The sequence below is a fragment of the Saccharomonospora xinjiangensis XJ-54 genome (genome assembly GCF_000258175.1).
GTDB classification, from domain to species: Bacteria; Actinomycetota; Actinomycetes; order Mycobacteriales; family Pseudonocardiaceae; genus Saccharomonospora; species Saccharomonospora xinjiangensis.
This window is the reverse complement of the sequence record NZ_JH636049.1, coordinates 3013134-3033195: the sequence shown is the minus strand read 5'-3', so window position 1 is coordinate 3033195 and position 20062 is coordinate 3013134. Positions and strand designations below refer to the sequence as shown.

Genomic DNA, 20062 nt, shown 5'->3' with positions numbered 1-20062 from the left:
GTCAGATCGTTTTGAATCAAGACGATTTTGGGAGCTGTTATCGTGCTCGTCGTGAGCCGACTGCACGACGACCTGCACTGGACCCTCGCCCGGCTCAAGCTCAGCCTCGGCGCGGCGGAGGCCGAGGTGGTGGCCAGGCACGGCATGGACCTGTGGGGCTACACCACCCTCATGACCGTCGCCGACGCTCCCGCCGGGAGTCAGCTCGCGCTCGCCAAAGCCATGGAAGTGGACAAGAGCAAGCTCGTCGCGATCCTCGACGACCTCGAAGCAGCCGGTTACGTCGTCCGCAAACCCGATCCGGCCGACCGCAGGGCTCGCATCATCGAAGCGACGCCGGAGGGGATGCGGGCGCTGCACGCCGCGTCCGCCGAGGTGGCCGCCATCGAGGACAGCCTGCTCGCCGACCTCGGTGAGGACGAACGCGACACGCTGCGCACCACTCTGCGCAAGCTCGTCGGTGAGCCGGTCGCCCGGCTCGACGGCGGTGGTCCCGCCCCCGACGCCTGCGCAGGGCAGCGTCGCTGACCCTCGGGTTCACCGGAAGTCACAGACCGAAGACCAGGCGCGCCACGAGGAAGTAGATGATGAGCCCTGTGGCATCGACCAGCGTGGTCACCAGGGGCGCGGAGATCACGGCGGGGTCGATGCCGACGCGCTTGGCCAGCAGCGGCATCGTGGAGCCGATGGTCGCCGCCCAGGCACACACCGCCACGAGCGAGACCGCGACACTGGCGGCCACGGTGACGTTCACGAGCAGCGTGCCGATCACGAGCGCCACCACGGCGAGCATGGAGCCGAGCACGAGACCGACCCGGCACTCCCGCCACGCGACCCTGAGCACGTCCTTCGTGCGCACCTCCCCGACGGCCAGCGCCCTCACCGCCGCCGTCGCCGCCTGCGCGCCCGCGTTGCCACCCGTGCCCACCAGCAACGGGATGAACAGGGCCAGCGCCGTCACACTCGCCAGCGTGTCCTCAAAGAGCTGGAGCACGTTCACCGTCAAGGTGGCCGCGACGATCAGCAGCAGCAACCACACCGCCCGCGCCCTCGCCAGCTCCACCACGCTCGCCGACATGTAGTGACCCGCCCACGGCGTCGATGCCGACTGACGCGCGAAGTCCTCGGTGTCGGCGGCCTCGATCACCTCGAAGGCGTCGTCGAACGTGAGCAACCCCAGCACGCGGTTCTCGCTGTCCGTGACGGTCAGGGCGAGCACGTTGGTGTCCTGCATCAAGCGTGCCGCCTCCTCGACGTCGTCGGTGGCATGCACCTGCGGCACATCGGCGTTCGCGATCTCCGCGACCGGCCTGTCCGGTGCACTGAGCACGAGGTCGCGCAGAGACACCGTGCCGAGGAAATAGCGCCGGTCGTCGATCACCGGAAGCGTGTAGACCGTCTCGGCGTCCGCACCCTTCCTGCGCACCACGTCGAGAGCCTCCGCAGCGCTCATGTGGTGACGCAGGGCGACCGTCTCGGGGGTCATGTAGCGGCCGACCGAATGCTCCGGGTAGCCGAGCAACGCGGCCGTGTAGCGGCGTTCGCGGGCACTCAGCCCCGCAAGGACGTGGCGCGCGAACTTCGCGGGCGCCTCGCCGAGCAGCCGGGCCCTGTCGTCCGGCGCCATCCGCTCGACCACATCCCTGAACGCGGGCTCACGCAACCCTTCGAGCACCTTCTGCTGGTCGGGGGGATCGAGTTCCTCGAAGACGGTGAGCGCCCTGTCCTTGTCGAGCAGCCGGAACAGCAGAACGGCGTGGACGGCGTCTGCGCGCCCGAGCTCGTCGGCGATCTCGTACGGCGGGTGTTCCGCCAGCCAGTTCTGAAGGCCGGGAAGGTCGTTGTCCTCCAGCAGATCCCGCAGTGTCTCGGTCGGCTGTGCTGCCATGGCCGCCATGTACTCCCTCCAGTCCGCCCAGCGGGATACCCCACGGATAAACGTGGCGACCCATCGGCGTGATCTTGCTCCCCACTGACGGGAATTCCCCACGATCACCGCCGGTTGTCCCGATCGACACAGACAGTCGAGGAGGACACACATGTCAACGGTCATGACCGAGGCCGAGCGGGAAGCCTTCCTCGCCGATCGTCACGTGGGCGTGCTCGCCGTGTCCCGGGACGGAAGGGCGCCTCTTGCCGTGCCCATTTGGTACGGCTACGAACCCGGCGGTGACGTGCTGCTCTGGATGGATCGCGATTCGATGAAGGACCGCGCGATCCGCAAGGCGGGCAGGGTGAGCCTCGTGGCACAGTTCGAACAGTTCCCGTACGCCTACGTCAGTGTTGAGGGCCCTGTCGTGGCGAACGACGAGCCGCCGACCCGTGAGGAGGCACTGGCGATCGCGGGCCGGTACCTGCCGCAGGCCGATGCCCAGGCGTTCGTGGAGGCGAACCTCCGTTCCGACGGATCGTCGATCCTCGTGCGCATGCGCCCTGAGCGCTGGCTGAGCCAGGACCAGAGCAAGTCCTGACGGCACCCGTGTCCGCACTTGATGCACCCGTGTCCGCAGCCTGCGGCGCGGACACGGACGACAAGTGCACACACCCGTCCCCCTAGTGCGAAAACCCGTACGAGAAGTGCGGACACGCGTGCGAGAAGTGCGGACACGGCGGTTGGGGCGGTGGGACTCGGCCTAGGATCGCGGAGGTGGGGAATCCGCAGACACTCGACGTCCTCAAGCGCGTCTTCGGTTACGACTCGTTCCGCGACAACCAGCAGCAGATCATCGATCATGTGACCGGCGGCGGCGACGCACTCGTGCTGATGCCCACCGGTGGTGGCAAGTCGCTCTGCTATCAGATCCCCGCGCTGGTGCGCGACGGCGTCGGTGTGGTGATCTCGCCACTGATCGCGCTCATGCAGGACCAGGTGGACGGGCTGAGGGCCGCCGGTGTGCACGCCGGGTACCTCAACTCGACGCAAGACCCCGACGAGCGCCGCATGGTGGAGGCCGAGTTCCTCGCGGGCGAACTCGATCTGCTCTATCTCGCGCCGGAACGGCTGCGGTCCGAGGCCACCATGCGGCTCGTCGAACGCGGTCCCGTTTCGGTGTTCGCCATCGACGAGGCGCACTGTGTCTCCCAGTGGGGCCACGACTTCCGCCCCGACTACCTCGCACTGTCGGCGCTGCACGAGCGCAGGCCCGACGTGCCGCGCGTCGCGTTGACGGCCACGGCCACCCCCGCCACTCGCGACGAGATCACCACACGGCTGAAGCTGGACGACGCCCGCGTGTTCGTCTCCAGCTTCGACCGGCCCAACATTCAGTACCGGATCGTGCCGAAGAAGGACCCGCGCAAGCAGGTGCTGGAATTCCTCCGCGCCGAGCACCCCGGCGACGCGGGCATCGTCTACTGCCTTTCCCGCCGTTCGGTGGAGGAGACCGCCGAGTTCCTCACCCGCAACGGCATCGAGGCATTGCCCTACCACGCGGGGCTCGACGCGGGAACGCGCGCGAGGCACCAGTCGCGGTTTCTCCGCGAGGACGGCCTCGTCGTGGTGGCCACCATCGCGTTCGGCATGGGCATCGACAAGCCCGACGTGCGGTTCGTGGCACACCTCGACCTGCCCAAGTCGGTGGAGGGCTACTACCAGGAGACGGGACGCGCGGGGCGTGACGGGCTGCCGTCCACGGCGTGGCTCGCCTACGGCCTCTCGGACGTCGTGGCACAGCGGCGGCTGATCGACACCTCGGAGGGCGACGCCGCACACCGGCGGCGGCTGTCCGCTCACCTCGACGCGATGCTCGCGCTGTGCGAGACGGTGGACTGCCGCAGGGCTCGACTGCTCGCCTATTTCGGACAGGACGGCGCGAAGGACCGTTGCGGTAACTGCGACACGTGCCTTTCGCCACCGGAGTCGTGGGACGGCACCGTCGCGGCGCAGAAACTGCTCTCCACCGTCGTCCGCCTTCGCAGGGAACGCGGTCAGAAGTTCGGAGCAGGGCAGATCATCGACATCCTGCGCGGCAAGCTCACCCCGAAGGTCACCCAGCATCGGCACGACACGCTCTCGGTGTTCGGGGTCGGCTCCGACCTCGGTGAGGGTGAGTGGCGCGCGGTGGTGAGGCAGTTGCTCGCCGCGGGCTTGCTCGCCGTCGAGGGTGACTACGGCACGCTCGTCACCACGGAGTCGTCCGACGAGGTGCTGTTTTCGGGCAGGACGGTGCCGATGCGGCGCGATCCGGCGCGGGTCGCGGTGCGCACGTCTCGCTCGACGTCGTCGGCACGCGCCGAGCCGGTGGAACTGGACGCCGAGGCCAGCGCGGTGTTCGAGCGGTTGCGGGCCTGGCGGGCCGCCACCGCGAAGGAACAGGGCGTGCCAGCGTATGTGATCTTCCACGACGCGACATTGCGGCAGATCGCCACGCTGCGACCCGCGACCCGCGACGAGCTGGCGACGGTGAACGGCGTCGGAGAGACCAAGCTGAACAGGTACGGTGAGGGCGTGCTCGGCGTCCTGACCTCCTGAAGCCGGTCCTCGGGACCGGGGCGGCCCATAAACCCCGAACGGCGGGTCTGGACGGCTCGCGACGCCGATATGTCCGGAACTCTGCCGGACCCACGGACACGTTCCACGGCGCGGAAGCACACCGCGCACAGACCGTTGCTTACGCAAGGAAGTTCGCCAAGTTTCATCCCATCAGGTCATTTGCACACAGCGCATTCAATACGTTTCGCATCGCTTCCGTCGTCACATAGGGGGACGCGAGGGGTTCTATCGAGTATGCGGACACGGAAAGCAACGACTCGTTCTTGACATCTCCGCTGGTCAGAGCAATCTCGTGACCCAATCCAGCGTCGGCAGTGACCCGCACCACCACGAAACCGGGTGATTTCCCACAACCGTATTGTGCCGTGTGCTTTGTTCTGGGTGCTTGTAAATTCACAGACGGTTGCGGTGAATTCCTACCGCAGCACGAACATCACTCGAGTCGATAGGAATGGGTTAAAGGTGTTCAAGAAGACTGCAATTGTTGCCAGCGCCGCGGCCGGGATTCTGATGCTGGGCGCGCCCGCCTTCGCCACGCCGGGCGACACCGACACCGACGTCCACGACAACACGAACCAGATCGGTCTGATCAACGTGGACGACGTGCTCAGCAACAACCAGATCAACGTCTGCCCGGTGGTCAGCGTCGATCTGCTCGGCCAGATCGGCCTGCTGGGCAGCGCCGACGAGAACAACGTCGCGTACTGCAGCAACGCCGAGGCGACCGACCACTGAGTCGCGCGCACTCCAGCCACGGGTGGGAGGCCACGGGCCTCCCACCCGTTTCCATGTCCGGGTTCGGTGTCCGGCGCACGATGCATCAGCGCCTCAGCAGCAACCTTCACGGCCCCACGGTGTGCATGCCCGGGTTCAGTTCCTGGCGCGCGCGATCGCCCTCAGCAGCGGGTCCGCCAGCGCCGAGCGGCAGATGAGCAGGTCAGGAAGGTACGGCGACGGCCTGTTGTACACCAGTTCGGAACCGTCGATCCGGCTCGCATGCAGACCCGCCGACCTGGCGACACCGACAGGTGCCGCGGAGTCCCACTCGTACTGGCCCCCGGCGTGCAGGTAGGCATCCGCCTCGCCCTTCACCACCGCCATGGCTTTGGCCCCCGCCGAGCCCATCGGCACCAGTTCCCCGCCGACGTCGTCGGCGACCTTTTGCGCGAATTCGGGGGGCCGGGTGCCGCTGACGAGAATGCGGACGGCCTTTCCGGGCATTTCGACAGTCTTTTCCGATTTCTCGTCCGTCGCGATGACCCACCCTCGGTCGGGTTCGGCCACAGCGGCGTCCGTTATTCCCTCGCCCGCTTTCCAGAGCGCGACGTGCACCGTCCAGTCGGGCCGTCCGATCCCGTATTCGCGGGTGCCGTCGAGCGGGTCCACGATCCACACCCTGCCCGCACTGAGCCTCGCGGGGTCGTCGGCGGACTCCTCCGACAGCACGGCATCGCCGGGCCGTTCCCCGGCGAGCCCTCGCAGGATCAGCGCGTTCGCCTCCGCGTCACCGCGACGTCCCATTTCACGAGCCTCGTCGGGAGTTCGGAACCCGGGTGCTCCCCTGAGCCTGAGCAGCAGCCTGCCCGCTTCGTCGGCGAGCCGCGCGGCAAGTCGTGCGTCGGTCATCACGTCGGCAGCGTAATGCCGATGTGGCTGACGCCGTCGAAGGCGGCGCAGGTGCCGGGGCAACCCGGGTACTCCCGAGGTGCCAAGCAGCGAGGGAAGGGGAAATGCGATGGGAACCCGACTGGCCGTGGTGACCGGCGCTTCGACGGGGATCGGGAGGCAACTCGCGCTTGAGTTCGCCCGGCACGGATTCGACCTGGTGGCGTGTGCCGACGACGACGCGCTCGACGCCGCCGTTGCCGAGTTCGACGCTCTCGGCCGCCAGGTGTGGAGTGTGCGCGACGACCTGGCGACCTACTCGGGGATCATGGAGCTGGCCGACCGCGTCGATGCTCTCGACCGTCCTGTGGACGTGCTGGTTCTCAACGCCGGAGTGGGCACAGGCGGCGCCTTCGCAGGGGACACCTCATTGCACGACCAACTGCGCGTCGTTGACCTTAACGTGGCGGGAACCGTGCATCTGGCCAAGCGGCTGCTGCCCGCGATGGTCGAACGCGGCAGTGGGCGGCTCGTCGTCGTGTCCTCGACCGTCGCTGGACTCCCCGGTCCTTACCAGGCCACGTACAACGCCTCGAAGGCGTTCGTGTCGTCGTTCGCCGCGGCCCTCGCCGAGGAATTGCGGGGAACCGGGGTCAGCGTCACGACGGTGCTGCCCGGGGTCACCGACACGGAGTTCTTCGCGCGAGCGGGACTGCGGGACACGAAGATCGGGGCGCTGTCGTTCAAGGACGACCCTGCTCGCGTCGCGCGCCAGACCTACGCCGCCGTGACGGCGGGGCGAGCACAAGTCGTCACCGGCCCGCTCTACAACCGGTTGTTCGTGCTGGCAGGACGTCTGCTGCCCGATCGCCTGCTCGCCCGCGTTCATCGCACCTTCTCCGCGCTGGACTCCGCGGGTTCTCCGGTCATCGGCTGAGAGCTCCTTCCGAGCGCCATTCGCGCAGCACCCTCAGGAACGCGGTGGTCAGCGGGTCGGGGTCGTGCCGTGTGTAGGCGGCGAGCGTCCTGGTGATCGCGGGCTTCGGCCGCAGCACCGCGCCGTCGAACTCCCTCGGCAGGATGTTGGCGGGCACCAGCGCCACACCCAGCCCCGAGGCCGCGAGCACCGGAGCTGCGGCGCTCTGTTCGGTGCGCACGGCAGGCCGGGGGCGGAAACCCGCCGCCGCGCACGCGGAGTCCACCACGTCGGCGAGTCCGTTGCCCTGCGCGTAGTGGATCCAGTCGCGATCGGCGAGATGCGAGAGGTCGATACCGTCGCGGTCGGCGCGGGAGGCCGCGGGATCGTCCCGCGCGGCGACGACGACGAACTCCTCGGTGTCCAATTCGTGCAGTGTTCCTTCCCAGTCGCGCGGTCGTGGGCCCACCGCGATGTCCGCCTCGCCGGCGAGCATGGCGTCGCGTAGCTGATCGGCGTGACGGTGTTCGCGCAGCCTGATGCGCACGTCGGGATGGCGCAGCCGCCAGGTCCGCAACACGGTGGGCAGCACCCCGATCCCGACGGAGTAGACGGTCGCCACTTCCAGTTCGCCCTCTTCGAGACCGGCCGCGCGGCGGGCCGCACACAACGCCCGCTCCGCGTCGGCGAGCGCGGCTTTGGCGTGTGGCAGCACGGCGCGGCCGAGCGGGGTCGGGTTCACCGAACGGGGCAGCCGTTCCAGCAGTGTCCCGCCGACAGTGCGTTCCAGGGTGCGGAGCTGATGCGACAGCGCGGGCTGGGTGACGTGCAGCGACTCGGCCGCTCTGGTGAACGACCCAAGTTCGACCACCGTGATCAAGTACTCCCATTGACGCAGCGTAGGCATGAGCAGATTTTATAGGAAGTCTCAGAGATATGTATTGGACTTATAGACGCTGATCGCTGGACGATCGACACATGAGTTCCAGAACCAACGTGGCCCTCGTGATCGGGGCCAACGGTGTCATCGGCGGCAACCTCATCGACCACCTGCGCACGCTCGACGACTGGGACGTCGTCGGCGTCTCCCGGCGCGGGGGCACCGACGCGCCGGGACTGCGCCACGTGAGCGTGGACCTGCTCGACCGCGAAGCCACTCGCGCGGCCCTCGGCGAGCTGCGCGAGGTGACCCACGTCTTCTACGCCGCCTACCAGGACAGGCCGAGCTGGTCCGAGCTGGTCGGCCCGAACCTCGCGATGCTGGTCAACACGGTCGAGGCAGTCGAGGCCGTCGCGCCGCTTCGGCATGTCAACCTCATGCAGGGCTACAAGGTCTACGGGGCGCATCTCGGCCCTTTCAAAACCCCGGCCAAGGAGGACGACCCCGGTCACCTCCCACCGGAGTTCAACGTCGATCAGCAGAACTTCCTCGAACAGAGCAGCCGGGGCAAAGGCTGGACGTGGTCGGCGCTGCGGCCGTCCGTGGTGTGCGGGTACGCGCTCGGCAATCCCATGAACCTGGTGATGGTGCTCGCCGTGTACGCCTCGATGTGCGCGGAGTTGGGTCTTCCGCTGCGGTTCCCCGGCAAGCCGGGCGCCTACGACACGTTGCTGGAGATGACCGATGCCACGCTGCTGTCCAAGGCCGCGGTGTGGGCCTCGACGAACGAGCAGTGCGCGAACCAGGCGTTCAACATCACCAATGGCGACCTGTTCCGGTGGCGGCACATGTGGCCGGTGATCGCCGACCACTTCGGACTCACCGTGGCCGAACCGCTGCCCATGTCGCTCGCTGACACGATGGGCGACAAGGGTCCACTGTGGAATGACATGGTGCAGCGGCACGGGCTGGCCGACACGAGTTTCGAGCAGGTGTCGTCGTGGCCGTTCGGCGACGCGGTGTTCTCGTGGGACTACGACTTCATCGCCGACAGCTCCAAGGCACGCCGGTTCGGGTTCACGGAGTTCGTCGATTCCGAGGCCATGTTCCGCTCGGCGTTCGACGACCTGCGCAAACGCCGCATCATCCCGTGACGATGTCGCTGGTGCCTGACGACGCGCCAGGCACCAGCGACCGATCACGCGTCACGCCTGGTCAGCACCCAATACGCGATGCCGGACGAGAGCACGACGTAGGCGGCGAGCACCACCGCGGCAACGCCAGGAGAGAACACGGCACCTGGACTGCCCGCGAGTTGGCTCGGCAGGGCGGGCAGCGTGCCGGAGACGAGCCGGAGGTTCCACGGCTCGGGCAGGAACGTGAAAGCCACGGGCAGGACGAACAGCAACACGGTCATCGTCACCAGCGTCCCCGCCGACGCGCGGATGGCCACGCCGAGACAGAGCGCGACGTGCGCGGTCACCACGAGCACCGCCACGGCCGCGAGCGCCGAACCCACACCCTCGCTCATCGACTCCCACGGCGCGATGGGCGAGGGCCGGTCGCCCACGACGACCGACACCACGGCGAGCATCAGGAAGGTCGTGGCGAGCGCCAACAGCATCGTGGCGGTTCCGACGACCACCACCTTGCCGAGCAACACCCGCCCCCTGCGGGGAACCGCCGCGAGAGTGCTCAAGATCGATCCGGTCGTGTACTCGGAGGTGACGGTGAGGCCCCCGAAGACAGCGACACAGAACTGGAGGAACGGCAACACGAGCACGGCCATGTCGGCGCTGGCGAAGCGCTCCCGCTCCGCTGCGGCAGAGGCGTCCCAGTCGGCGACCATCAACACGGACACGACGGTGCCGAGCACCAGAGCACCGGCGACGGCAGCGAGCAGCCAGTACGTGGACCGCACCGACCGCACCTTCAACCACTCCGAGGCGATCACGTCGTTCACCGGGCACTCCCCTCGGCAACGCCCCTGTACTGCACGCTGTCCCGCGTGAGGTCGAAGTAGGCGTCCTCGAACGACGCGCTTCGCGGCGTCAACTCGAACACGGCGACGCCTTCGCTCGCGGCGACCTTCGCGATCCGCCGTTCGTCGAGGTCGGACACCGCGAGCCCGCCTTCGGCCTCGGCCACCACGGAGGCGCCCTGCCTGGTGAGCACCTCGGCCAGCGTGACGTCGTCGTCGGAGTGGACGAACACATCACGGCGGTACCGTTCGGCGAGTTCGGACATCGACGCATCGGCCAGCAATCGGCCCCTGCCGACGACGAGCACCCTGTCGGCCGTCAACGCCATCTCGCTCATCAGGTGGCTGGACACGAGCACGGTCCTTCCCTCGCGGGCGAGTCCGCGAAGAAAACCCCGGATCCACTGGATTCCCTCGGGGTCGAGACCGTTGACGGGTTCGTCGAACAACAGCACAGCGGGGTCACCGAGCAGTGCCGCCGCGACACCGAGGCGCTGTTTCATCCCGAGGGAGAAGCCACCGACCCGCTTGCGGGCCACCTGCCCGAGGCCGACGAGGTCGAGCACCTCGGCGACCCGCTCCCTGCCGATGCCGTTGCTGCGGGCGAGACAGTGCAGGTGAGCGAACGCGGTGCGACCTCCGTGGACAGCGCCCGCGTCGAGCAGCGCACCCACCTCTCGCAGAGGTGCGGTGGAGGCCCGGAAAGGCTTTCCGTTGACGAGGGCCTGCCCTGAGGTGGGAAGGTCGAGCCCGAGGATGGCGCGCATCGTCGTCGATTTGCCCGCACCGTTCGGCCCGCAGAACCCGGTGACGTGCCCGGGCCGGACCGTGAAGGTCAACCCGTCCACAGCGACGACGTCGCCGTAACGCTTGGTCAGTTCACGCACTTCGATCATGCCGCCGACACTCCCGTGCAGGAGGCGGCCGAAGCATCGGACCGGACGGCGATTTGACGGTCCACTCCCATGCTGACAACGGTGGTGCGCCGCGCTCCAACCACCATCGGTAGGCCGCCTCGGCGGCATCCCACCGCAGAGCCCCGAAATCGGCCGACGGCACGCGATGCGGCTCTAGATTCTCCCGCTACAGCAAGAGGCGCTGTGGCCGCAGCGCTATGTGGAGGCCCACCACCCTTAACAGGGGAGCACGTTCGGTCGCACGACCTCAGGAACTGTCGTCGCGAGCCCGCCGATAAGCCGTGGCTCCCACGGTGGCGAGGTGAGCGGCGACAGCGGCGAGCGCGAGGACGGCGGCGTGGCCCCAGTGGGGCCGGGCTTCGAGGTAGCCTGAGGTCGGCAGGTATGGGGTGGCGGCAGGGTAGAGGTGGTGAACCACGCCGCACCCCACCCACGTCGCAAGCGCGACCACGCCCGCCCACAGCGCCCCGGTGAACGGCACCGCCAGATACACCACAGCGGCGAGTGTCACGGTGTTCGCCCACACCCACGTCCACGGTGTGCCGTCGGGAAGCCGGGGGAGCACGGCGAACAGGCAGGCGGTGGGGAGCGTGATCCCGGCCGCCGCGACCGCCCCGGCCACTCCTCTCCCGCGCCACCCGGCGGCGACGCGGTCCCACTTCCACAGTCGCGGCCGGGTGATGGTCGCCAGCATGGTGGCCGACAGCAGAGCACACAGCTCCACCAGGGGAAGGCGTTCCGGGCGGGTGCCGGCGATGTCGATGCGCAGCATGGCGGTGCCGATGAGGGCGCTGAGTCCGGCTGAGGCCAGCGCAGCAGCGAGTCCCCAGGAGGCTGCTCGGGTGTGGAGGATGATGCGGATCATCGGCGTGGCAGGTCCTGGGGTTGGAGTGTGCAGTCGTCGAGCTGGTCACGGTGCTGATGGATCCAGGCGCGAATCTCGTCAGGCCGCATCCCGTTGAAAACGCCGATGGGGCGGCCGGTGGACAGGTAGTCGGCCAGGTTCCCGTACAGGGTCTCGACCTCGCCGGGCAGCGAACCCGCGCACCGGGTGATGCCGATCAGCGACGGGATGAGCCCGGAGGACAGCGTGTCCACCGAGCCGTCCGGTTCCAGTCGCGCCACGAGCGCACCGTCGATGGGTTGACCGTTCATGGGCGTGTGCAGCAGCAGCGTGTGGTCCCACACCCCGTCGAACTGGATCGGCGTGGTGCCGTAGCGATGGAGGACATGACCGAACTCCGTGATCATCTGGTCCAGGCGTGGCGTGTTGTCCTCGTGGACGCAGTACTCGATGCCGTCCACGGTGCGGCAGATCCGCTCGTCCGCCGATGCCTCGATCTGGAACAGGTGTGGAGTGGTGATCAGCGCGGTGACGATCAGCGCTACCGGCGCCGTGGCATACAGGGCCACGTCGCCTACCCGAACGAGTCTCGACTGGTGACGTCCGGTGCTGTGGCTGCGCAACACCGTTGCCGCCAGCGCAACCGAGGCCGCCGTCACGACGAAGAAGAAGGCCAGCCGGAACACGACCAGCTCCGTGGATTCGGCCAGCCCCACCACAGGGTCGGTGTACAGCTGGGGGATGACCGCGCCGAAGGTGTCCGTGCCGTAGGCGGCGAACGCGTCGAGGCCGTAGAAGATCACCGCGACCAGTGGCACCACCGCCAACGACCGCACCAGCGTGCCGACCACGTAACCCACCGCTGTGGCAGCGCTCATCGCCAGTACACCGCTGGCCATCACCCCCGGCTGTGGAGCGCCGATCGCCCCGTTGACTGCGGTTGTGATGGTCAACGGCAACAGGGCAGCGACATAGGAGCCGACGAACCAGCCGAGGAGCAGGCGCAGATGCCGCGCGACCACGCCACTGCCCATCCGCGGGGCCTGCGGTTGGGCCCAGATCCGGTCGGCGCCGCCCAGCCGCACCGCCCACAGGCAGGCCATCGCCGCCGCGATCGGCCCGGCGAAGACGAACTGCTGGTGCCAGTGCGCCGAGGCCTGTACCCACACCGGATACGGCCAGGACAGCATCTCCCAGGTCCGGGCGAGCACCACTGCGAAGATGGCCGCCGAAGGCAGGACCACGAACAGGCTGTTCAGCGGCCAGAACCACGACCGTCGAGTGCTCACCGGCCACCACCGAACTCGTCGAGCAGCGTGCGGTAGCCCCGCTCCAGGGCCGATTCCAGCCCACCGGCCTCCGACGTGGTCGTCATGGCTGCTTTGACGTCCTCGACCGTGCCGTCGAAGGCGATCCGTCCGCCGGTGAGCAACCCGACTCGGTGGCACAGATGGTGCACATCTTCGAGTACGTGCGTGGAGAGCAACACGGTGTACTCGCGACCCAACGCCGCGATCACATGCCGCACCCGCACCCGCTGAGTAGGATCGAGTCCCACTGTGGGCTCGTCGAGCACGAGCACGTCAGGTGTGTGGGCCAGGCCCGCCGCGATCCCAAGCCGCTGCCGCTGACCACCCGACAACGACCGCACCCGATCCCGCGCCCGGTCCGCGAGATCGACGGCGGCGAGCGCGCGCAGCGCCGCGTCATGGCTGTCCCGCCGGTGCACACCGTTGACCCAGGCCGCGTAGCTCACCGCGTCGATGACCCGAACCTCCGGCGGCAGGGAGAATCGCTGCGGGACGAACCCGAACCGCGGCGCGGCCGCGCCTTCACGCCTGTTGAACGTCACCGATCCAGCCTGCGGCTTGCGCAGGCCCACCAGCACGGACAGCAGCGTGGTTTTTCCCGCACCGTTCTCACCGAGCAGACCGGTGATCCCGGGCCGGATCGTCCAGGACAGCTCCCTCAACACCTGGTGGTGGCCGAAACGCACACCAATTCCCTCAAGCTTGATCATTCACATACCCCAGAACTGGAAATGCGTGGGGACGGACACGGTCGCGTCCGCCCCCACGCCTTGCTCACCCGCGTTTCAGCAACGCCAAGGGTGCCCCGACTCGTCCGCCCCGCCGCTGGTCGCCCAGCCTTCGGTGTAGTGACGGGCGGCGGGCCCGCACCCGCCTCGGGCATCGACGTAGGCGTTGACGACGTAGGTGCGGTAGTTCTCGCCGTGAACCCGGTCCGGCCAGTTGTTGATGTCCCGTTTGACCTGAGACCACAGGTAGGTGGTCCTGGTCGTACACCCTCCGCGACCCGTGCGGCCGGTCAGTGTGCCACCGGACACCGTCGGCTCCCAGGCTCGAACCCCACAGGCCATCGTGGACACATCGCCCTGAGCCTGAGCACTCTCCGCGAACGCTGGAACCGACAGAGCCCCCACGCCAGTGGTCAACGCTCCGGCGACCACAGCGCTGGCCATCAGTTTCTTCACCCGCACTTCAATCCCCCTTGCGACTTAGTGCGCCTTCAAGCTAGGACATCCGCGACCAAGCGCGATCGAATACCACAACAAACACCATGGATTCACTCGAGCGGAGCATTGAATCGGTGGAGGATGGACGCGGAACCATTACGTCACGTTGACCTTCTGGGGTTCATCTCTGTTGGTCTCTTGGGTCAGCAACCTCGGAGCGGCAGGATTCGGCTTCGGGGTCGTTGGTATGTGCCTGCACTTGACCCGTCCTCCACACGACCAGCTTCCAACCCACCATCGCGTCAGCCGCTTTGATCACCATCGCTCCTTCCATCGCAGCACTCGTCGCGGCCATCACGACGTTCGCCCCGCATGTCCATGAACGACACCTTCAGCCAGTCAACCGCGCGCCCGGTCGCGGTGCCGTCCTCGCCGACGACGGACCGAACCAGCGGCCCGGTCGGCACGTCCGCACGCATCGGAGCGACGATCACCCCGCCAGGGACGGTCCGCTCGACCCACGAGTACGGCAGTTGTCCAATATGGACGTCGCGAACTGGTCGGGCGCTTCCGATCTCCGGCCACGCGGTCGCCACGTCATCGAACTGGGTCACCAGCGGCCTGTCCGCGGACACCACCGACAGCCAGCGGTCCGGGTCACAGGCCCGGTTCACCACCACGCCCTCGTCGCCTTCGCCGGACTGGCACCAGAACCGTTCCGGGATGAACCATTCCAACGCGGCGGCGAGGAAGGCCGGGCGGAACTCGGCAGGCAACCTGCCGGCCGAGTCCAGCTAATGTGATGGCAGGACGCTGCCTGATCGAATCGGGCGACCCGCTCGCCGCGGCGTCAACTCCGCCCGGCTGGACCTCCGCATCGCCTCAGTGGAGAGCCTGCTGCCCGGCTAGAACCGCACTGCGTCGAACGGGTTCGGGAGCGAGCACCGGCCGCCTGCGCCTTCAGTCGAGGCAGAACTCGTTGCCCTCGACGTCCTGCATCACAAGGCACGACTCGTTGACGCCGTCGGCGCGCAGAAGCCGCACACGCACCGCGCCGAGCGCGACCAGTCGTTCGCACTCCGCCTCGAGCGCGGCGACACGCTCCTCACCCACGAGCCCCGTGCCGACGCGCACGTCGAGATGCAGCCGGTTCTTGGCGACCTTGCCTTCTGGGACGCGCTGGAAGTACAGCCGAGGTCGGACTCCCGATGGGTCCTGGCACGCGAAGGACGCCCCCCACTGTTCGGGTGGCAACGAGCGGTCGTAATCGGCCCACGAGTCGAACCCCTCCGGCGGCGGCGGGACGACGTATCCCAGCACCTCGCACCAGAAGCGAGCGACACGTTCAGGATCAGCGCAGTCGAAGGTGATCTGGAACTCTTTCACCGAGGACATCGGGCCACCCTAGTGGCCCGTCGTGCCCGCCGGAAAGCCAATTGTCACGACCGCAGGCGGTCGGCTCTCTCAGCGGAGCGCCACCGAAAGGGCTTGTGCGATCTCCCTGCCGAGGGCGTGTGTGGCGGCGTCGGGCGGCTGCCCCACCTTCACCACGATCGAACCGCCGAAGGGCTGGCGTTCGACGACCTCGATCCGTTCGCCGAGCCCGATGGCCCGCTCAGTCAGGTACCGCAACAGCTCGGGGTCGGTGTCCCACACCCGGACGATCTCCCCCACCGCGCCGATCGGCAGTTCCTCCAGCAGCTTCGTGGACACCTCCTCGACGGAGCCGTCCACGGCGGGGATCGGGTCGCCGTGCGGGTCGCGCACGGGATTGCCCAGCTTCACCGCGATGCGCTCGACGAGAAGGTCGGACACGACGTGTTCGAGCTGGTCCGCCTCCGCGTGCACCTCGTCCCAGGTGTAGCCGAGTTCGGACACGAGGTACGACTCGATGAGGCGGTGCCTTCGCAGCACCGACCTCGCGAGCTGCCTGCCCTCACCGGTCAGCTCGAAGCCCCGGTACGGTACGTGCTCCACGAGCCCCTGCTGCGCGAGCTTGGTGACCATGCCCGACGCCGACGAAGGGCTCACCTCGAGCCGTGAGGCCAGCGCCGTGTTCGTGACGGCTTCACCGCGCTCCTCAAGGCCGTAGATCGCCCGCAGGTAGTCCTCGATCGAGGCCGAGCGACGGTCCGAGCCACCAACCATGCCCTCTACGATACGTACTGTTCAGCCGCGCCAGCGATAGCGCACCCAGCCCGGCACGGGTTCGGCGCCGAGATCGGCGTAGAACGCGGCGGCCTTCTCGTTGCCCTCCTGCATGTCCCACTCGACCCTGCCCTCGGTGCGCGCCTTCAACTCGGCCAGCAGCTGCCTGCCGAGGCCGAGCCTGCGGTAGTCGGGCCGCACGAAGAGGTCGTCGAGCCAGATGCCGGGCCTCGCCTCCCATGTGGAGAAGTTCCACGAGCAGAACGCCATGCCCGCCGTCGCGCCGTCCACCTCGGCGATCAGCACCCATGCCTTCGGCTCGGGACCGAACAGGTGCCGGGCCATCTCGGCCCTGTCGAGAACGAGGTCGTCCTTGCCCTCGTAGCGGGCGTGTTCCTCGATCATCGAACAGATGTCGTCGGTGTCGTTCTCCACGGCGTCGCGAATCGGCATGACACAAACCCTATCGATCGATCGATCGTGTGGCTAGGCTGCGGGGTCATGCGAGACGTTGCGACCGTGGACCTCGATATCGACCACCGCGTTGCCACAGTGTGGCTCAACCGGCCGCACCGCCTGAACGCCGTGACTCCGGAACTGGTGGCCGACCTGCTCACCGTGCTGGGTCGCGTCTCCGCTGACGACGGTGTCGGCGCGGTGGTGCTCGCGGGGCGGGGCAGGGCGTTCTGCTCGGGTCACGACCTCAAGCAGCCCCCGCCGGAACAGGAGTCCCGCGCGAGGCTGGAACAGCTCCAGGACGTCACACGGGCGCTGCGGGCACTGCCGCAGCCCGTGGTCGGGGCCGTGCACGGGTACGCCATCGGCGCGGGGGCGGAGTTCGCGCTCGGCTGCGATCTCGTGGTGGCGGCCGACGACGCGGTGTTCGCCTTCCCCGAGGTGGGGTTGGGGCTGAGTGTCACGGGCGCGGCTTCCCGGCTGCTTCCGCTGCTCGTGGGGCCGATGAGGGCCAAGGAGCTGATCATGCTCGGTGAGCGGATCGACGCGGCGTCCGCGCACGCCATGGGGCTCGTCAACCGGGTCGTTCCGGCCGCGGAACTCGCCGAACACGTCAACGGCGTCGCGCGCACGCTCGCCGAACGGCCTGCGTCGGCGCTGGCACTGGCGAAACGGGCCATCGATCGCGGCATCGACGGCACCGTGGAGGCCGCGCTCGAACTGGAGGTCAGCCATGCGCTGATCACCGAGCACACGCCGGAGGTGGCCGCGTCGAAGAAGGAGTTCGAAAACCGATGAGCGACGACCTGGTGGGTTTGCTGCGCCACGCCGCGACGGCGTGGCCCGACAAGGACGCCCTGGTGTTCGACGCGACGGGTGAGCGGCTCACGTTCGCCGACGTCGCCGACCGCGTCGAAACGCTGGCCGGTTCGTTGCACGCACTCGGCGTGCGCAGGAGCGACCGCGTCGCCGTCATGCTCGACAATCGGCCGGAGTTCCCGCTACTGTGGCTGGCGCTCGCCAGGCTCGGCGCCGTGCTCGTCCCGGTCAACACCAACTACAGGGAGCTCGACGGCGAGCACGTGCTCGCCCACTCCGGCGCTCGGTTCGCCGTGGCTGGCGAGCAGTTCGCCGAACTACTCCGCACCATCGCGCCGAAGACGTCGGTGGAGCGGGTGCTCACCCCGGCCGAACTGCCGGAGGGCAGCGAGCCACCGCCCTACGAGCCAGCGCCCGAACTGCCCACCAACATCCAGTACACCTCCGGCACCACGGGCGCGCCGAAGGGTTGCGTCCTCCCGCACAGCTACTGGACCACGCTGGCTGGCGGGCTTGTCTCGCACTTCCCGAACATCGGCGCCGACGACATGATCCTCACCGCGCAGCCGTTCCACTACATCGATCCGCAGTGGAATGTCGCATTGGGACTCGCATCCGGCGCGACACTCGTGGTGCTCGACCGTTTCCACCCCTCGACGTTCTGGGAGAAGGTGCGCGAGTACGGGGTGACGTGGTTCTACTGCCTCGGGCTCATGCCGACGCTGCTGCTGCGCATGCCACCTTCGGACGCCGACCGCCACCACAAGGTGCGCGCCGTCAGCGCGTCGGCCATCCCGAAGAACCTCCACGCCGACCTCGAACGTCGCTGGGGTGCGCCGTGGTTCGAGGCGTTCGGCATGACCGAAACCGGCGGCGACATCCGCATGTATCCGGGCGACCACGACGACACCGTCGGCACCGGCTGCCTCGGCAGGCCCGCGCCCTGCCGCGAGGTGATGATCGCCGACGACCTCGGCAGGCCCGTGCCGCGTGGCCAGGACGGCGAGCTGCTGGTGCGGGGTGTCGGTCTCATGCACGGCTACCACGACGACCCCGAGGCCACGGCCGCGGCGTTCCGGGGTGGCTGGTTCCGCACCGGCGACATCGCGCGAATGGACGAGCAGGGCCTCGTCTACTACGTCGGCAGGACGAAGGACATGATCCGGCGCAGTGGCGAGAACATCGTGGCCGACGAGGTGGAGCGGGCACTCGCGCTACACCCCGCTGTGCGGACCGCCGCCGTGCTCGGTGTGCGAGACGACCTGCGCGGCGAGGAAGTGAAGGCGCTCGTGGTGCTCACCGAGGGCCACGACATCACACCGGACGAACTGGCTGAGCACTGCGGAACGAAACTCGCCTACTTCAAGGTGCCGCGCTACTGGGCTTTCGTTGACTCGCTTCCGCTGACCGCCTCGGAACGCATCGCCAAGGGCGAGCTGCGCAAGGCGGGCGCTGACACGCCGGAAGGCTCCTACGACCGGGTGGAGCAGCGGTGGCGTTAGACACGCGCGAGCGGGTGCGAAGGGCCGCCGTGAAGCTGTTCGCGGCGAAGGGCTTCCACGGCACGGGAATTCGTGACCTCGCGCAGGAGTCCAACCTCTCGACGGCGAGTCTGTACCACTACATGGGTTCCAAGGAGGAGTTGCTCGCGGACATCATGCGCGGTTGCCTGCGGACCCTGCTCGACTCCGCGACGGCACAGACCACCGACGTCGAAGATCCGGCCATCCGGCTGAGCAGGCTCGTGAAACTGCACGTCAGGACCCATGCGCGGCTGCCGAGGGAGACGCGGATCGTTGATCACGAGATCCATGTCCTCGCCCCTGCGACGCGGCGTTCCGTGGTGGCCTTGCGCGACTCCTACGAGAGCCTGTGGGCCGACGCGGTCGCCGACGGCGTGGCGAGCGGGGTGTTCACGACAGCGCATCCTGGTGTGACCCGGCTCGCGTTGCTGGAGATGTGCAACGGGGTCGCGCGGTGGTACTCGCCACGGGGTTCGATGTCCCTCGACGACCTCGCCTCGCACTACGCCGACGTGGCACTGCGGGCCGTCGGAGCTTGCCCGCAGCGCTCGCCTGAGGGACAGTCGAAGGGTGAGTGAGGAAACCATCCAGCTGGAACTCAACGATGCCGGTGTCTCCCCGAAGCTTCCGATGCCTTCGGACCCGCGCGACCGAATCCAGGACGTGCCCTACCGACCGGTCGAGTTCCGCGACGACGATCTCCCCGCCGCGTTGGAACGCTGCGCCGGTTGGCTCCGGCAGGCCCAGCAGTGGCTAGGGGAGCCCGTGGACGTGCTCGCCGTCCACCTCGACTACGACGAACGCGACGGCTACCCCTACTACGACCTGAAGCTGCTGTGCAACGAGGAGGATCTGGCAGGCGTGCCGGTCGCCCTCAGGGAACGAGACAGCGAGGCCACGGGATAGCCCCGGGGGCAGGTCGTCAAAAAGAGATTCGATTCACGTGGTGACACGGACGCCGTGGGACCGGTAACACGACCGGCTCCACGGCGTCTGTGCGCCGAG

General features: G+C 68.1%; 23 protein-coding genes. 10 read left to right on the top strand and 13 right to left on the bottom strand.

The features are described from left to right. Window positions 1-51: 51 nt before the first annotated feature. Entirely contained in the window at window positions 52-528 is a 477-nt protein-coding gene (locus SACXIDRAFT_RS13630) for a MarR family winged helix-turn-helix transcriptional regulator (RefSeq protein ID WP_157599667.1), read from the top strand. A gap of 19 nt (window positions 529-547) precedes the next feature. Here the strand turns inward: SACXIDRAFT_RS13630 and mgtE are convergent, their stop codons facing one another. Beyond that, window positions 548-1897: a magnesium transporter gene (mgtE, locus tag SACXIDRAFT_RS13625; protein ID WP_006239149.1), complete on the bottom strand. Its 1350-nt coding sequence runs from the start codon at window positions 1895-1897 to the stop codon at window positions 548-550. A gap of 142 nt (window positions 1898-2039) precedes the next feature. On the opposite strand from mgtE, the gene SACXIDRAFT_RS13620 reads away from it, so the two are divergent. The 3 genes from SACXIDRAFT_RS13620 to SACXIDRAFT_RS13610 all read left to right on the top strand — a co-directional run bounded on the left by SACXIDRAFT_RS13620 (window position 2040) and on the right by SACXIDRAFT_RS13610 (window position 5227). Continuing rightward, window positions 2040-2471, top strand: a complete 432-nt coding sequence (locus SACXIDRAFT_RS13620) for a pyridoxamine 5'-phosphate oxidase family protein (protein ID WP_006239148.1) — start codon at window positions 2040-2042, stop codon at window positions 2469-2471. Window positions 2472-2647: 176 nt separating this feature from the next. Next, complete coding sequence (gene recQ / locus SACXIDRAFT_RS13615; RefSeq protein ID WP_006239147.1) at window positions 2648-4471, top strand: DNA helicase RecQ; 1824 nt, start codon at window positions 2648-2650, stop codon at window positions 4469-4471. 429 nt (window positions 4472-4900) lie between these two features. Further along, window positions 4901-5227 (top strand): hypothetical protein, encoded by a 327-nt coding sequence (locus tag SACXIDRAFT_RS13610; RefSeq protein WP_408640380.1) that lies wholly within the window; start codon window positions 4901-4903, stop codon window positions 5225-5227. Between the two features lie 135 nt (window positions 5228-5362). Here the strand turns inward: SACXIDRAFT_RS13610 and SACXIDRAFT_RS13605 are convergent, their stop codons facing one another. Next, window positions 5363-6118, bottom strand: coding sequence for a 3'(2'),5'-bisphosphate nucleotidase CysQ (locus SACXIDRAFT_RS13605; protein WP_006239145.1), 756 nt, complete (start codon window positions 6116-6118; stop codon window positions 5363-5365). 109 nt (window positions 6119-6227) lie between these two features. Between SACXIDRAFT_RS13605 and SACXIDRAFT_RS13600 the strand changes: the two genes are divergently transcribed. Continuing rightward, window positions 6228-7034: an SDR family NAD(P)-dependent oxidoreductase gene (locus SACXIDRAFT_RS13600; protein ID WP_006239144.1), complete on the top strand. Its 807-nt coding sequence runs from the start codon at window positions 6228-6230 to the stop codon at window positions 7032-7034. On the opposite strand, the gene SACXIDRAFT_RS13595 is transcribed toward SACXIDRAFT_RS13600, so the two are convergent. After that, a complete protein-coding gene (locus SACXIDRAFT_RS13595; protein WP_006239143.1) occupies window positions 7024-7920 on the bottom strand; it encodes a LysR family transcriptional regulator in 897 nt (298 codons plus the stop codon). The genes SACXIDRAFT_RS13600 and SACXIDRAFT_RS13595 overlap by 11 nt on opposite strands. Window positions 7921-7991: 71 nt before the next feature. Here SACXIDRAFT_RS13595 and SACXIDRAFT_RS13590 point away from each other — a divergent pair, with 71 nt between their 5' ends. Beyond that, on the top strand, window positions 7992-9047 hold the full coding sequence (locus SACXIDRAFT_RS13590; RefSeq protein WP_006239142.1) for an SDR family oxidoreductase: 1056 nt from the start codon (window positions 7992-7994) through the stop codon (window positions 9045-9047). Between the two features lie 44 nt (window positions 9048-9091). Here the strand turns inward: SACXIDRAFT_RS13590 and SACXIDRAFT_RS13585 are convergent, their stop codons facing one another. The 10 genes from SACXIDRAFT_RS13585 to SACXIDRAFT_RS13540 all read right to left on the bottom strand — a co-directional run bounded on the left by SACXIDRAFT_RS13585 (window position 9092) and on the right by SACXIDRAFT_RS13540 (window position 16712). Further along, window positions 9092-9856 (bottom strand): ABC transporter permease, encoded by a 765-nt coding sequence (locus SACXIDRAFT_RS13585; protein ID WP_006239141.1) that lies wholly within the window; start codon window positions 9854-9856, stop codon window positions 9092-9094. Next, window positions 9853-10770, bottom strand: a complete 918-nt coding sequence (locus SACXIDRAFT_RS13580; protein ID WP_006239140.1) for an ABC transporter ATP-binding protein — start codon at window positions 10768-10770, stop codon at window positions 9853-9855. The genes SACXIDRAFT_RS13585 and SACXIDRAFT_RS13580 overlap by 4 nt, the downstream gene beginning before the upstream one ends. A gap of 268 nt (window positions 10771-11038) precedes the next feature. Further along, window positions 11039-11656, bottom strand: a complete 618-nt coding sequence (locus tag SACXIDRAFT_RS13575; RefSeq protein WP_006239139.1) for a hypothetical protein — start codon at window positions 11654-11656, stop codon at window positions 11039-11041. Then, window positions 11653-12924 carry a hypothetical protein gene (locus SACXIDRAFT_RS13570; protein ID WP_006239138.1) on the bottom strand — a complete coding sequence of 424 codons (1272 nt, stop codon included), beginning with the start codon at window positions 12922-12924 and terminating at the stop codon, window positions 11653-11655. The genes SACXIDRAFT_RS13575 and SACXIDRAFT_RS13570 overlap by 4 nt, the downstream gene beginning before the upstream one ends. After that, the gene (locus tag SACXIDRAFT_RS13565) at window positions 12921-13655 is read right to left on the bottom strand and encodes an ABC transporter ATP-binding protein (RefSeq protein ID WP_006239137.1); all 735 of its coding nucleotides are present in this window, start codon (window positions 13653-13655) and stop codon (window positions 12921-12923) included. Before SACXIDRAFT_RS13565 ends, SACXIDRAFT_RS13570 begins: the two co-directional genes overlap by 4 nt. Window positions 13656-13730: 75 nt before the next feature. Further along, window positions 13731-14129: a hypothetical protein gene (locus SACXIDRAFT_RS13560; protein WP_040922171.1), complete on the bottom strand. Its 399-nt coding sequence runs from the start codon at window positions 14127-14129 to the stop codon at window positions 13731-13733. A 284-nt stretch (window positions 14130-14413) separates the two neighbouring features. Continuing rightward, window positions 14414-14887, bottom strand: a complete 474-nt coding sequence (locus tag SACXIDRAFT_RS13555; protein ID WP_006239135.1) for a hypothetical protein — start codon at window positions 14885-14887, stop codon at window positions 14414-14416. 184 nt (window positions 14888-15071) lie between these two features. Then, window positions 15072-15506, bottom strand: coding sequence for a VOC family protein (locus SACXIDRAFT_RS13550; protein WP_006239134.1), 435 nt, complete (start codon window positions 15504-15506; stop codon window positions 15072-15074). 69 nt (window positions 15507-15575) lie between these two features. Beyond that, the gene (locus SACXIDRAFT_RS13545; RefSeq protein WP_006239133.1) at window positions 15576-16259 is read right to left on the bottom strand and encodes a metal-dependent transcriptional regulator; all 684 of its coding nucleotides are present in this window, start codon (window positions 16257-16259) and stop codon (window positions 15576-15578) included. 21 nt (window positions 16260-16280) lie between these two features. Further along, window positions 16281-16712, bottom strand: a complete 432-nt coding sequence (locus SACXIDRAFT_RS13540) for a GNAT family N-acetyltransferase (protein ID WP_006239132.1) — start codon at window positions 16710-16712, stop codon at window positions 16281-16283. Window positions 16713-16760: 48 nt separating this feature from the next. Here SACXIDRAFT_RS13540 and SACXIDRAFT_RS13535 point away from each other — a divergent pair, with 48 nt between their 5' ends. The 4 genes from SACXIDRAFT_RS13535 to SACXIDRAFT_RS13520 are packed head-to-tail and all read left to right on the top strand — an operon-like array spanning window position 16761 to window position 19963. After that, a complete protein-coding gene (locus SACXIDRAFT_RS13535; protein WP_006239131.1) occupies window positions 16761-17513 on the top strand; it encodes an enoyl-CoA hydratase/isomerase family protein in 753 nt (250 codons plus the stop codon). Then, window positions 17510-19036, top strand: a complete 1527-nt coding sequence (locus SACXIDRAFT_RS13530) for an ATP-dependent acyl-CoA ligase (protein WP_006239130.1) — start codon at window positions 17510-17512, stop codon at window positions 19034-19036. Before SACXIDRAFT_RS13535 ends, SACXIDRAFT_RS13530 begins: the two co-directional genes overlap by 4 nt. Beyond that, window positions 19027-19635 (top strand): TetR/AcrR family transcriptional regulator, encoded by a 609-nt coding sequence (locus SACXIDRAFT_RS13525; RefSeq protein WP_006239129.1) that lies wholly within the window; start codon window positions 19027-19029, stop codon window positions 19633-19635. The genes SACXIDRAFT_RS13530 and SACXIDRAFT_RS13525 overlap by 10 nt, the downstream gene beginning before the upstream one ends. Next, window positions 19628-19963, top strand: a complete 336-nt coding sequence (locus SACXIDRAFT_RS13520; protein ID WP_006239128.1) for a hypothetical protein — start codon at window positions 19628-19630, stop codon at window positions 19961-19963. Before SACXIDRAFT_RS13525 ends, SACXIDRAFT_RS13520 begins: the two co-directional genes overlap by 8 nt. Window positions 19964-20062 lie beyond the last annotated feature (99 nt).